The sequence below is a fragment of the Pseudomonas lundensis genome (assembly GCF_001042985.1).
GTDB lineage: Bacteria > Pseudomonadota > Gammaproteobacteria > Pseudomonadales > Pseudomonadaceae > Aquipseudomonas > Aquipseudomonas lundensis.
In genome coordinates this window covers 18,741-32,311 of the sequence record NZ_JYKY01000008.1, presented here as the reverse complement: position 1 = coordinate 32,311, position 13,571 = coordinate 18,741, and the positions used below count along the sequence as shown (strand labels likewise).

The window sequence follows — 13,571 nt, the reverse complement described above, 5'->3', positions numbered from 1 at the left end:
AGTTGTGTTTTAAGTTGTGTTTTATGTTGCTTTTTTTAACGCGAGGAGAGAGGGCTTATGTTCAGTCAATATACAGTTCGGCGGGGGCAGGAAAATTCGGATGGACTTGAAAGGCGCGGTGGCCGTGAGCGCGGGATTCGAAGTCCACGGGTGTTTGCTCCGGGTGATTTAAAACTGTTGTTACTGGCACTGATCGCCGAGCAGCCCTGTCACGGGTATGACCTGATCTTGCAGATTGAAGCGTTGTTTGACGGCGCTTACAGTCCCAGTCCCGGCGTCATTTACCCCACCCTGGCTCATCTGGAAGCAGGGCAACTGGTGGAAGTCAGCGTCCATGGCGACAAGAAGCAGTATCGGATTACCGATACCGGACGCGGGTCTTTAAGCCAGCAGACCGTGGCGCTCAATGGCGTCTGGATGCGGATTGACGTCAGCCGCCGCTCATTACGCGGCCAGGACCGGCCCGCGGAAATTCATCAGGCGATCCACAATTTGCGCCATGCCTTGCAGCTCCATCAGGGCCACTGGAGCCCCCAGGAAATCCAGCGGGTACACAACCTGCTCAACGACACGGCCAAAGCCATCGTAGACGGCGAATAACCGCAGGCTGTCGCAGGGCAAGCGGCCACGTGCGGCTGGCCTGCGGCAGTGCCCCGCACGTTGTTTCGGGCGGGCGGGTTTAGTCTCAACGGACGATGATCCTGACCGCGCGCGTTCGCATACTGCTCCCATGCCTTCGCCACCTCAGGAGCACATGTGAACAGCGCAATCTCTACCGCATTTCACACCAGTATCGACGCGGGCGTCGCTGAACTGGTGATCGACCGGCCGCCGGTCAACGCGCTCAACAGTCGCGAGTGGCGGGAACTGGCCAACACCCTGGATGCCCTTGGGCAAAACCCCGAGGTGCGGGTCATCGTGATTCGCGCCGAAGGACGGGGGTTTTGCGCGGGTGTCGACATCAAGGAACTGGACGCGCACCCGGAACTGATCGTTGACGTCAACGCAGGCAACTACGCCACGTTTAAAGCCGTACACCGCAACCCGGTGCCGGTCATCGTGGCGGTGCATGGTTTTGTCCTGGGCGGCGGGATCGGTATTACCGGCGCGGCCGACATCGTGCTGGCGTCTGAATGTGCCACGTTCGCCTTGCCTGAAGTCGACCGCGGCGCCATGGGCGGCGGGGCGCATTTGCAGCGTCTGTTTCCGGTGCAAAAGGTCCGCTACCTGTTTTTCACGGGCGACAAGATCGGCGCCGTCGAGGCGCAACAGTACGGTTTCATCGAGCGCGTGGTGCCCCGCGAGCAACTGCGTGAAACCGCCTTGCAGATCGCCCGCACCATCGCGAGCAAAAGCCCCGCCATGATCCGTATCGCCAAAGAGGCGCTCAACGGCATCGAAGACGGCAATCTGGAAGATAAATACCGCTGGGAGCAGGGGTTCACGCTGCAGGCCTACACCTGTGCGGACTCCGCTGAAACCCGCCGCGCGTTTGTCGAAAAACGCGACGCCACATTTTGAGGTGCTGACGATGGATCTGACGTACTCCCCGCAACAAAAAGCCTTTCGCCAGGAAGTGCGGGACTGGCTCGCCGCCCATGCGCCTAAGGCGCCGCTGGCCAGCTATGACACCCGCGAAGGTTTCGAACAGCATCGGCAATGGGAAGCCACGTTGTTTGAAAACCGGCTGTCGATGGTCATGTGGCCCACGGAGCTGGGCGGGCGGGGCTGTGACCTGATCGAGTGGCTGATTTTCGAAGAAGAGTATTACGGCGCCGGAGCGCCCATGCGCGTCAACCAGAACGGCCAGTTACTGTTGGGCCCGACCCTGATGGAGTTCGGCACCGAGGCCCAGAAAAAACGCTTTCTGCCTCGCATGGCGGCCAGTGTGGACATGTGGGCGCAAGGCTGGTCGGAGCCGAACGCCGGTTCCGACATGGCCGCGATTACCAGCAAAGCCACCCGCGACGGCGAAGGGTATGTGCTGAACGGCCAGAAAACCTGGTCCACGCGCGCCATTTTTGCCGACTGGCTGTTCGGCCTGTTTCGCAGCGACCCGGCTTCGAGCCGTCACCATGGGCTGTCATTTGTCATGGTCCCGCTCAATGCACCGGGGGTGACGGTGCGCCCGATCAAGGCACTCAACGGCAAAGACGCGTTTGCAGAAGTGTTCTTTGATGACGTGCGCATCCCGCTGGAAAACCTCATCGGCGAGGAAGGGCAGGGCTGGCATGTGGCAATGGCCACTGCCGGGTTCGAACGCGGCTTGTTGTTACGTTCCCCGGCGCGCTTTCAATACACCGCGCGAAAACTGGTGGAACTGTACCAGGCCAACCGCGCAAGCGCCGACCGCGATCCGGGTTTGGGCGAGGCCGTGTGCAAAGCCTGGATGGACGCGCAAGCCTATGCCTTGTCGGCCTATCACACGGTCGGGCGCCTGAGCCGTGGCGCGCAGATCGGCGCCGAATCGAGCACCAACAAAATCATCTGGTCGGAACTGGACCTGCGCCTGCACGAAACCGCGCTACGCATTCTGGGTGCCCAGGGTGAGCTGACCGGGCCCGCCAGCGATGGCCATGACTGGCTCGAAGGCTTCCTGTTCGCCCAGGCCGGGCCGATCTACGCCGGAACCAACGAGATCCAGCGCAACATCATTGCCGAGCGCATGCTCGGCCTGCCGAAGTGAGGGCGGGTATGGACTTTACCTTTAGCGACGACCAACTCACCTTCCGCGAAGCCATCAGCCGGTTTCTGATGACCGAAGCCGCGCCGGAAATGCTGCGCGAAATCTGGGAAACTGACGCCGGCCGCTCCCCGGACTTGCGTAACAAAATTGCCGAGCAGGGCCTGACCGCGCTGTCGGTGCCAGAAGCCTATGGCGGTTTGGGCATGGACGACGTGGCGTGGTCCCTGATGACCCAGGAACTGGGTTACTACGCGATCCCCGATTCGTTGGCCGACACGGCCTACGTGGCCTGCGCGCTGATTGCCGGGTTGCCGGCCAGCGTGTTCAAGCGCGGCGAATGGCTGGCGGGCATTGCCGACGGCAGCTTGCGGGTTGCCGTCGGCCACCCGGTTAACCCGTGGGTGGCCGACGCCGGGCATGCGGACCTGTTGCTCCTGGCCCACGACGATGAAGTGCATGCCGTGCCGCGCTCGCAGGTCGATGTGCACCACCTGACCAGCCTCGATGCCTCACGGCGTCTGGCACAGGTCTGCTGGCAACCGAGTGCCGCCACGTTGGTGGCCGAAGGCCAATTGGGCCGCACGTTATGGGCGCACACACTCAGTCGCGGCGCGTTGTCGGTGGCGGGTCAGTTGCTGGGGCTGGCCCAACGCATGCTAGACCTGTCGGTGGATTACACCGCCCAGCGCAAGCAATTCGGCAAACCCATCGGCAGCTTTCAGGCGGTCAAACATCACCTGGCCGATGTGGCCACGCAACTGGAGTTTGCCAAACCGGTGCTCTACCGCGCCGCCTATGCATTGGCGCAGGGTCAGAGCACGGCCCACGTGTGGGTCTCGCAGGCGCGCCTGGCCTGTTGCGAAGCCGCTTGGCTGGCCGCGCGTCACGGCATTCAGGTACACGGCGCCATGGGCTACACATGGGAAGTCGACCTGCAAATGTTCATGAAGCGCGCCTGGGCGCTCGACAACGCGTGGGGCGACCGCGCCCTGCATAAAGCCCGGGTGGCCGCCCATGTCCTGAGCGGCGCACCCCTGGGCCCCGGCCATACCTTCGAGGAATAAACCATGCCCCAAGCCTACATTGTGGACGCGCTGCGCACCCCGACCGGCAAGCGTAAAGGCGCGCTGGCCCATGTGCATGCCATCGACCTCGGCGCCCATGTGCTCAAGGCGCTGGTGGCGCGCAACGCGATCCCCGCCGACGAATACGATGATGTGATCTTCGGTTGCGTCGACACCATTGGATCGCAAGCCGGTGACATCGCCCGCACCAGTTGGCTGGCGGCGGGCCTGGCGATGAATGTACCGGGCACCACCATTGACCGTCAGTGCGGCTCATCGCAACAGGCCCTGCACTTTGCGGCACAGGCGGTCATGAGTGGCACCCAGGACGTGATTGCCGTGGGCGGCGTGCAAACCATGACCCAGATTCCGATTTCGTCAGCGATGCTGGCGGGACAGCCGCTGGGTTTCAGCGACCCGTTTTCCGGCAGCAAGGGTTGGCAGGCCCGGTTTGGCAATCAGCCGGTGAACCAGTTTTATGCCGCGCAGCGGATTGCCGATCATTGGCAGCTCAGCCGCCAGCAGATGGAAGCCTATGCGCTGGAAAGTCATCGTCGTGCGTTGCAGGCGCAGGCCGACGGTCGTTTTGCCGCTCAAATCGTGCCGTGTGAAGGGTTGGTGGACGACGAAACGCCCCGGCATACCAGCCTGGCCAAAATGGCCGAGCTGGAGCCGGTGTCTGCCGAGTTTCCGTCCATTACCGCGGCGGTTTCCAGCCAGACCTGTGATGCGTCGGCCGCCCTGTTGGTGGTCTCCGAAGCCGCGCTCAAACGCTACAACCTCACCCCGCGCGCGCGTATTCATCATGTATCGGTGCTGGGCGATGACCCGATCTGGCACCTCACCGCGCCGATTGCCGCCACCCGCGCCGCGCTGAAGAAAACCGGGCTGCGCATGGACGAGATCGACGTGGTGGAAATCAACGAAGCCTTCGCCTCGGTGGTGATGGCATGGGCCCGCGAACTCGATTACGACCCGGCCCGCACCAATCCCAATGGCGGCGCCATTGCCCTCGGTCACCCGTTGGGTGCCAGCGGTGCGCGGCTGATGACCAGCCTGCTTCATCAACTGGAACACAGTGGCGGCCGCTACGGCTTGCAGACCATGTGCGAAGGCGGCGGGCAGGCCAACGTGACAATTATTGAGCGTCTTTAGGAGCAGCGAGATGGCGATTTGTGAAGGACGGACCGTGATCATCACGGGGGCGGGCGGTGGTCTGGGGCGCGCCTATGCGCTGGCGTTCGCGCAAGAAGGCGCGAATGTGGTGGTCAATGACATTCGCCACGATGCCGCCGAACAGGTGGCCGGAGAAATCCGTGAGGGCGGCGGGCAGGCCATCGCCAACGCTGACGACATCACCACAGTGGCCACGGCGCAGCGCATCGTCGACGCCGCGCTGGCCGCGTTTGGCGAGGTCCACGTGCTGGTAAACAACGCCGGGATTCTGCGTGACCGCATGTTTATCAGCCTCAGTGAAGAGGATTGGGACGCCGTGATGCGGGTCCACCTGAAGGGGCATTTTTGCCTGGCCACGATTTTGGGCAAGCGCTGGCGCGATCAGGCCAAGGCCGGGCAACCGGTGGCGGCGCGCATCATCAACACCAGCTCGGGGGCCGGTTTGCAGGGCTCAGTGGGGCAATCCAATTACAGCGCGGCCAAGGGCGGGATCGCCGCATTGACGCTGGTGCAGGCGGCGGAACTGGCGCGCTACGGCGTGACGGCCAACGCCTTGGCGCCTGCAGCCCGGACTTCGATGACCGAAAGTGCGATGCCCGAGGTGGTGAAAAAGCCCGAGGACGGTGGGTTCGATGCCTGGGCGCCGGAAAACGTGGCGCCGTTGGTGGTGTGGTTGGGCAGCGCGTTGTCGGGCCATGTCACCGGGCAAATCATCGAAAGTCAGGGCGGACGCCTGTCGTTGGGCGACGGTTGGCGTACCGGGGTGACGCGCGACAAAGGGGCGCAATGGCGGCCTGAAGAAGTCGGGCACGCGCTGGATCAGATCCTTGCCGAAGCGCCCACAGCGCAACGGGTGTGGGGAAGCTGAACGATTGAAACCTGACACAAGAGAGTCACAACCATGAAACAGGCGCCTCCCTATGTTCCCGGCCATCAACTGTTGGCCGGTAAGTCCATTCTGATTACCGCCGCCGCCGGCGCAGGCATCGGCTATGCCGCCGCCAAACGCTGCGCCGAAGAAGGCTGTCGCGCCTTGATGATTTCTGACATTCATCCGCGCCGCCTCGAACAAGCCGTTGAACGCCTTAAGGCCGAAACCGGGTTGCAGGCCGTGTTCGGTCAGCTGTGCAACGTCACCGTGGAGGCCGAGGTGCAAGCCCTGGTCGCCGCCGCCGAAGACGCGCTGGGCGGTGTTGATGTGCTGATTAACAACGCCGGGCTCGGCGGTCAGGTGCGCCTGACGGACATGACCGATCAACAATGGTCATCGGTGCTGGATATCACCCTGACCGGCACCATGCGCATGACCCGCGCCATGTTGCCGCACATGGAAAAGCGCGGCGCCGGGGCCATCGTCAACAACGCTTCAGTACTGGGCTGGCGGGCTCAGAAAGAGCAGGCGCATTACGCCGCCGCCAAAGCCGGGGTCATGGCCCTGACCCGCTGCAGCGCACTGGAAGCCGCCGAAAGCGGGGTGCGGATCAATGCTGTGGCGCCGTCGATTGCCTTGCATGAGTTTTTAAAGAAAGCCTCCAGCAATGACTTACTGGAACAACTGGCCAGCCGCGAAGCCTTCGGCCGTGCCGCCGAAGTCTGGGAAGTGGCCAATGTCATGGTGTTTCTGGCCAGTGATTACGCCTCGTACATGGTCGGCGAAGTGTTGCCGGTCAGTTCGCAGCAAGCCTGAGGAGTTGCGCATGAGTACGCTGTTTACCAATGCGCAGCAGTTGCTGGCGGCGCAGGGGCAGGATTTGGGCCGCACCGACTGGCTGCTGCTGACCCAGGCGCGCATTAACCTGTTTGCCGAAGCCACGGGCGATCACCAGTGGATTCACGTCGACCCCGAGCGCGCGGCCACGGGGCCGTTCGGGGCGTGTATCGCCCACGGTTATTTGACCCTGGCGCTGGCCAATCTGTTTATGCCGCAGCTCATGCAGTTCGCCAACCTGGCCATGGGCGTGAACTACGGCAGCGACCGCTTGCGCTTCCCGGCCCCCGTCAGGGTCGGCTCTCGGGTGCGCGGGCACGGTGAAATCCTGCGCGTGGAAACCCTGGGCCAAACGCTGCAAGCGGTGGTGCGCATCAGCGTCGAAATCGAGGGCAGCGATCGCCCCGGCTGCGTGGTGGACACCATCAGCCGTTACACCTTCAACCCTCTTGAACAGTGAGCCTGTGCATGAATGCCAATGATGTCGTGATCGTTTCCACTGCCCGGACGGCGTTGAGCAAGTCGTTTCGCGGTTCCTTCAATGACACCGAGGCGCCTGTGCTCGGCGGCCATGTGGTGCGCGCGGTGGTCGAGCGGGCCGGGATCGAGCCGGGCGCCGTCGGGGACGTGATCATGGGCGCGGCGGCGCAGCAGGGCACCCAGGGCTACAACATCGGTCGTCTGTGTGCCTACACCGGCGGCTTGCCTGACACGGTGCCCGGTATGGCGATAGACCGCATGTGCGCGTCGGGGCTGATGAGCATCGGCATCGCTGCGAACGGCATCCTGGCGGGCGATCTTTCGATTGCTGTGGCCGGGGGCGTCGAGTCGCTGTCCCTGACGCAAAATAAATACAAAAACACCTACCGCGCGCAGTCCCAAGCGGTCATTGAGTGCATGCCGACGGCGTATATCCCGATGCTGGAAACAGCCGAGCTCGTGTCGCGCCGTTACGGCATCAGCCGCGAGGTGCAGGACGCCTATTCGCTGCAAAGCCAGCAACGCACGGCCGCCGCCCAAGCGGCAGGTCTGTTTGCTGACGAAATCGTACCGTTGGCGGCGCGCAAGCTGCTGTTTGATAAAGAAGGCCAGCCGGCCGGGCATCAGGACGTCATAGCCGACCGCGACGAATGCAATCGCCCGTCCACCACGCTGGCCGATCTGGCCGCGCTCAAACCGGTGTGGAAAGACGGCCACTGGGTGCAGCAGGGCGAGTTTGTGACGGCGGGCAACGCGTCGCAATTTTCTGACGGCGCCTCGGCAGTCCTGTTAATGAGCCGCGCCGAAGCCCGGCAGCGCGGGATTGAAGCGCTGGGCGTGTACCGCGGGATGGCCGTGAGCGGCTGTGCGCCGGAAGAAATGGGCATCGGGCCGGTCTACGCCATCCCCAAACTGCTTAAGCGCTTCGGGCTGACGGTCTCGGACATCGATCTGTGGGAAATCAACGAGGCCTTCGCCTGTCAGGTGGTGCACTGCCGAGACTTTCTGCACATTCCCAACGAGCGCTTGAACGTCAACGGCGGTGCCATTTCCATCGGGCATCCGTTTGGCATGTCGGGGGCGCGCATGGTGGGGCACGCCTTGCTGGAAGGCCGTCGTCGCGGCGCCCGGTTTGTCGTGGTGGCCATGTGCATTGGCGGCGGGATGGGCGCAGCGGGACTGTTCGAAATCATCTGAAACAGAGTCGTTTTTTAGGCTGGCAGGCCTCGCCGCGCGGGCTGCATGGCTGGCCATGAGGTCAGCCCGCGCCTGCGGGGCCGGGGCAGTTCGCCATTTACTGGCCATTTACGGTATAACCCCTCATTGCTTTATTTTGAGGTCAACCGGTGATGCAATCCCCGTCACAACGGCCCCTGTGGCAGATCTACCTGATTTTTCTGGCACCGATGGTGCTGTCCAACTTCCTGCAAGTTTTCTCCGGCACGCTCAATGGCATTTACATCGGACAGATGCTGGGGACTCAGGCGCTGGCCGCTGTGTCGGGCATGTTTCCGATTGTGTTCTTCTTTATTGCCCTGGTGGTGGGTTTAGGGGCTGGGGCATCGGTGTTGATCGGGCAGGCCTGGGGCGCGGGCGAGACGCTGATGGTGAAGAAAATCACCGGCGCCACGCTGACCCTGGGTTTAGTCATCGGCTTGGTGGCGGCGATGTTGGGCAGTCTGTTTGCGCGCCAGGCTTTGCAAGGCTTGGGCACGCCGGTGGATGTGCTGGACGATGCTGTGGCCTATGCGCGGATCACGATGTTGATCATGCCGCTACTGCTGGTTTTTATCCTGCTAACCCAGTTATTGCGGGGGGTCAGCGACACGGTGTCGCCGCTGCTGGCGCTGGTGGTGTCCACCGCCGTGGGGCTGTTGTTGACGCCCGCGCTTATTCTGGGCTGGGCCGGTTTGCCGCGCTTGGGCATTTTAAGTGCTGCCTACGCCGGGCTGGCCGGCAACGTGCTGGCCATGCTCTTTCTCGGGCTTCGCCTGCGCCACAAAAACAGCGTGATGGCGCCGGACCGTGAGCTGTGGTCCGCACTGCGCCTTGATCGCGCCATTTTAGGCAAGGTGTTGCGCATCGGTTTGCCGACCGGTGTGCAAATGATCGTGTTATCGCTCTCGGAATTGGTGATTTTGGCGCTGGTTAACAGTCATGGCTCACAGGCCACGGCGGCCTACGGAGCGGTGACGCAGATCGTCAACTATGTGCAGTTTCCGGCATTGTCGATTGCCATTACGGCCTCGATCCTCGGCGCGCAGGCGATTGGTGCGGGTAAACTCGAACGCATCGGGCCGATCCTGCGCACAGGCCTGATGATCAACCTGTGGTTGACCGGTGCGCTGGTGCTGCTGGGCTATGTACTCTCGCACTGGCTGCTCGGGTTGTTCATCACCGATGCCGAGGCGCGGGTACGGGCCGAACACCTGCTGCACATCATGCTCTGGAGCATCCTGTTTTTTGGTTTTCAGGCGGTGGTGGGCGGCATTATGCGCGCCAGCGGGGTGGTGCTGGTGCCAATGGGGATCACGATTTTCTGCGTGCTGGGCGTGGAACTGCCGGTGGCGTACCTGCTCGATGCGCACTATGGGCTGCAAGGTGTGTGGATGGCGTTTCCGATCACTTACCTCACCATGCTGGTCCTGCAAACCGCCTACTACCGTTTGGTGTGGCGTCACAAACAGATCCAGCGCCTGATCTGATCCCTGCCTGATGCGTGGCAGTTGCCGAGCGTAACTGCCCTGCGCGCTCATTCAAACTACTCATTCCAGACAGCTAGGCCATTTGGACGATGTGCCTGTGACTGACCAGTCCGATGATCGGGGCCAGGTTCCAGCGACCTCGCCGCTGAGTTCGCCAGAGCATCCACGACTATAAAAAGAAGAGGACTGGCCGCATGCAATTCGCCCTGCTACTGCCTCGTGTGACGAGGTCTCGACCATGCGCTCGATGATCGGTTATCTGGTGTGCCTGATCGTCGCGGCCACCATCGGCTTTACCTTCGCCCCCCGCAAAGCCCTGGACGTCGCCGCCGAGCCGCTGCGCCCGGATCGCCTGCAAATCAACGGCATGCTCTACCTCGACCAGCGCGTGCTGGCGGTGGGCGAGCGCGGGACGATTTTACTCAGCGATGATCAGGGCGTGTCCTGGCAGCCCGCGACGGTCCAGCCGCAGCGCGACCTGACCCTGACGGCCGTGGTGGCACTGGCGGATGACAACTTATTGGCCGTAGGCCATGACGGCTGGATTCTGCGCTCGGCCGATCGGGGCGCTCAGTGGCAGGAGGTGCGCCACGACAGCGAGCTGGGTGAGCCGCTGCTCGGCATCTGGAGCGCTGGCGGCACGCACGTGCTGGCATTTGGCAGCTTCGGCAAGTTTTATCAGTCCGACGACGAAGGCCGCACCTGGCAAACCGCCGAATTGAGCGTGGACAGTGCCCACCTCAATGGCATGGACGGCGGGCCGGACGGTCGGCGCATGCTGGTGGGCGAACAGGGGTTGGTGATGCGCACCGACGATGCGGGCCAGCATTGGCAAACCCTGGCACCGTTCTACAACGGCTCGCTGTTTGGCGTGGTGCGCTTGAGCGCGCAACGCTGGGTGGCTTACGGCATGCGCGGCCATGTTTTTGTGACGCAGGATTTCGGTCACTCCTGGCAACAGGTGGCCGTGGGTAACAGCCTGCCGCTGTATGGGCATGCGTTATTGCCCAATGGAGAGGGTGTGCTGATCGTCGGCGCAGGCAGTTCGATGGTGCGCCTTGATGGCCAGGGCCAATTGGTCAGCGCCACACGTCTGTCGGGGCTGGGGACATTGACCTCGGCCGTGCTGGTGGGGGCCAACCGCCTGTTGGTGGGCGGCGAACGCGGAGTATTCCAGGGCACGGACAGCAGCGTTGCTGCGCGAGCTCAATGAGAGGCGCTAAATGAACGTTGCCAAGTCCACTGTCACGCGCATGGTCGAGCGCACCGCCGACCTGCTGATCCACTGGCGCAAAGCCCTGTTGGCGCTGTTTGTATTGCTGACGCTGGCGTTGGGGTACAGCGCCACGCACACCCGGCTCGATCCGGGGTTTAACAAGCAAATTCCGGTGCGCAATGAATACATGGTCAATTTCCTCAATTTCAGCCAGTACTTCACCGGCGCCAACCGCTTTTTGGTCAGCGTGCGCTGGAAGGGTGAGGGCGACATTTACAACCGCGAGTTTCTTGAAACCCTGAACAAAGTCACCGATGACGTGTTCTTCATCAATGGCGTCAGCCGCGCCAGTGTCACGTCGCTGTTCACCGCCAACGTGCGTTACATCGAAATCACCGAAGACGGTTTTTTCGGTGACGTGGTGGTGCCGCCGCGCTTTACCGGGTCGGACGATGACCTGAGCCAGGTGCGCAGCAATGTGGCGCGTTCGGGGCAAATCGGCAGGTTGGTGGCCAACGACCTCAGGTCGTCGATGGTCCGCGCCGACTTGCAAGACCTCGACCCCAAGACGGGCCAGTCGGTGTCGTATGCCGAGGTCGCTCAACGCCTGGAAGACATTCGCGGCAAATACAGCAATGACAACATTGAGATCAATATCGTCGGTTTCGCCAAGCTGGTGGGGGACGTGGTCGAGGGCCTGAACACGGTGATCGGCTTCTTTGTGATTGCCTTTGTCATCACCGGCCTGTTGCTGTGGCTGTATTCGCGCTCGTGGCGCCTGACGCTGGTGGCGCTGGTGGTGGCTCTGTTGCCGGTGGTCTGGCTGCTGGGCTTGCTGCCGCTGTTGGGGCTGGGGATCGACCCGATGTCGATTCTGGTGCCGTTCCTGATTTTCTCGATTGGCGTGTCCCACGCCGTGCAAATGACCAACGCCTGGAAACAGGACGTGTTGGCCGGAAGTTCGGCGGTTCAGGCGGCCCACAGCGCGTTTTGCAAGATTTTCATCCCCGGCTCCCTGGCGTTGCTGATGAATGCCTTGGGCTTTGGCGTGATCATGCTGATCGACATTCCCATCGTTCACGAGCTGGGGGTGACGGCTTGTATCGGCGTGATGTTGATGATCATCACCAACAAACTGATGCTGCCGATCATCCTGTCGTACCTGAGCCTTGAGCGCAGTGCGCTGCGCCAGGGCCTGCAGGCCCGTGGCAAACATGCGCTGTGGTGGCGGCTGTCGGCCCTGGCCGAACCGCGCCCGGCGATGGCGGTGTTTGCGGTGAGCCTGATGCTATTGGGCATCGGCGCCTATAAAGCCCGGGACCTGGCGGTAGGCGATATCGGCCTCGGCGCGCCGGAACTGCGGGCGGATTCGCGCTACAACCAGGACAACCAGAAGATCATCAGCAGTTATTCCATCGGTCTGGACGTGATGTCGGTGTTCGTGCAGGTCAAGGGCATTGACGAAGGGTGCCTGGCGCCCGAAGTGATGCGCGCTGTGGAGTCGTTTGACTTCCAGATTCGCAGCGTGCCGGGCGTGCAGTCGGTGCAGAGCGTGGCGGGCATGAGTAAAAACGTGATTGCCGGTAATAACGAAGGCAACCCGCGTTGGTCGGCGATCCCCGGTTCCGAGCGCGGCTTGAGCCAGGGCGCCCGCGCGTACATGCCGGACGACGGTTTGGTGACCGAAGGCTGCCAGCGCATGCAGATCCTGGTGTTTCTGACCGACCACGAGGGCGCCACTGTGAGCCATGTGGTCGACGAAACCAAACGCATCATCGCCAGCGTGCAGGGCCCACACGTCGAGTTCTTGCTGGCGGGGGGCAATGTCGGGGTGATGGCGGCCTCCAACGACGCGGTCAAGCAGGCCGAAGTGGTGATGCTGGCGGCGCTGTTTGGCTCGGTGGCGCTGTTTTGCTGGCTGACGTTCGGCTCGTTCCGCGCGGTATTGTGCATTCTGGTGCCGCTGGCGATTGTGGCTATTCTGTGTAATGCGCTGATGGCCACGCTGGGCATCGGCCTGAAAGTCGCCACCTTGCCGGTGATGGCACTGGGGGTCGGGGTCGATTACGGCATTTACCTGTATGAGCGCATCCAGCATGAAATGGCCGACGGCAAGGACCTGCGCACCGCCTTTTATGAAGCCATGTGCCAGCGCGGAACGGCGGCGGTGTTCACGGCACTGACCATGTCCATCGGCGTGTGTACCTGGGCGTTTGCCCCCTTGAAGTTCCAGGCCGACATGGGCGTGCTGTTGTCGTTCATGTTTCTGGTCAACGTGCTGGGCGCGATCTTCCTGCTTCCGGCGCTGGCGGCCTGGTTCAACCTCGGACGGCCGCTGGTGAAGGTCAAACAGCGTGCCAAAGAAGGCGCGTGCGGGCATTACCCGCTCAAACCCAGCGTCGCTGCCAAAGACATCACAAATCGATGAAACAAAGCCTATGGCGTGATTGCACAGTGTTCGGCGTTGACCCCACACTGAGCCGGCTTTGCAAGGTGTTACGGATTACCTGACAGGCGCTCGCGCGCGTGTCGACTG

General features: G+C 62.5%; 12 protein-coding genes. All 12 read left to right on the top strand.

Annotation, left to right across the window (positions count from 1 at the left end; all coding sequences use genetic code 11):
- Nucleotides 1-57: 57 nt before the first annotated feature.
- The 12 genes from TU74_RS08730 (at nt 58) to TU74_RS08675 (ending at nt 13,463) form a co-directional block, all read left to right on the top strand.
- The gene (locus TU74_RS08730) at nt 58-600 is read left to right on the top strand and encodes a PadR family transcriptional regulator (RefSeq protein WP_047277146.1); all 543 of its coding nucleotides are present in this window, start codon (nt 58-60) and stop codon (nt 598-600) included.
- 168 nt (nt 601-768) lie between these two features.
- Complete coding sequence (locus tag TU74_RS08725) at nt 769-1,521, top strand: enoyl-CoA hydratase family protein (RefSeq protein WP_047274965.1); 753 nt, start codon at nt 769-771, stop codon at nt 1,519-1,521.
- A gap of 10 nt (nt 1,522-1,531) precedes the next feature.
- Nucleotides 1,532-2,686: an acyl-CoA dehydrogenase family protein gene (locus tag TU74_RS08720; protein ID WP_048376068.1), complete on the top strand. Its 1,155-nt coding sequence runs from the start codon at nt 1,532-1,534 to the stop codon at nt 2,684-2,686.
- Nucleotides 2,687-2,694: 8 nt separating this feature from the next.
- Nucleotides 2,695-3,750 carry an acyl-CoA dehydrogenase family protein gene (locus tag TU74_RS08715; protein ID WP_048376066.1) on the top strand — a complete coding sequence of 352 codons (1,056 nt, stop codon included), beginning with the start codon at nt 2,695-2,697 and terminating at the stop codon, nt 3,748-3,750.
- A 3-nt stretch (nt 3,751-3,753) separates the two neighbouring features.
- Nucleotides 3,754-4,905, top strand: a complete 1,152-nt coding sequence (locus TU74_RS08710; protein WP_047280566.1) for an acetyl-CoA C-acetyltransferase — start codon at nt 3,754-3,756, stop codon at nt 4,903-4,905.
- Nucleotides 4,906-4,915: 10 nt separating this feature from the next.
- Nucleotides 4,916-5,794: an SDR family oxidoreductase gene (locus tag TU74_RS08705; RefSeq protein ID WP_047274802.1), complete on the top strand. Its 879-nt coding sequence runs from the start codon at nt 4,916-4,918 to the stop codon at nt 5,792-5,794.
- A gap of 33 nt (nt 5,795-5,827) precedes the next feature.
- Nucleotides 5,828-6,613, top strand: coding sequence for an SDR family oxidoreductase (locus tag TU74_RS08700; RefSeq protein ID WP_048376063.1), 786 nt, complete (start codon nt 5,828-5,830; stop codon nt 6,611-6,613).
- Nucleotides 6,614-6,623: 10 nt separating this feature from the next.
- Nucleotides 6,624-7,094: a MaoC family dehydratase gene (locus TU74_RS08695; protein ID WP_047274798.1), complete on the top strand. Its 471-nt coding sequence runs from the start codon at nt 6,624-6,626 to the stop codon at nt 7,092-7,094.
- Between the two features lie 8 nt (nt 7,095-7,102).
- On the top strand, nt 7,103-8,311 hold the full coding sequence (locus tag TU74_RS08690) for an acetyl-CoA C-acyltransferase (protein ID WP_047291399.1): 1,209 nt from the start codon (nt 7,103-7,105) through the stop codon (nt 8,309-8,311).
- A 152-nt stretch (nt 8,312-8,463) separates the two neighbouring features.
- Nucleotides 8,464-9,819: an MATE family efflux transporter gene (locus TU74_RS08685; protein ID WP_047291401.1), complete on the top strand. Its 1,356-nt coding sequence runs from the start codon at nt 8,464-8,466 to the stop codon at nt 9,817-9,819.
- A 238-nt stretch (nt 9,820-10,057) separates the two neighbouring features.
- Nucleotides 10,058-11,032, top strand: a complete 975-nt coding sequence (locus TU74_RS08680) for a WD40/YVTN/BNR-like repeat-containing protein (protein ID WP_048376061.1) — start codon at nt 10,058-10,060, stop codon at nt 11,030-11,032.
- A gap of 10 nt (nt 11,033-11,042) precedes the next feature.
- Nucleotides 11,043-13,463, top strand: coding sequence for an efflux RND transporter permease subunit (locus TU74_RS08675; RefSeq protein ID WP_048376059.1), 2,421 nt, complete (start codon nt 11,043-11,045; stop codon nt 13,461-13,463).
- Nucleotides 13,464-13,571: the final 108 nt, after the last annotated feature.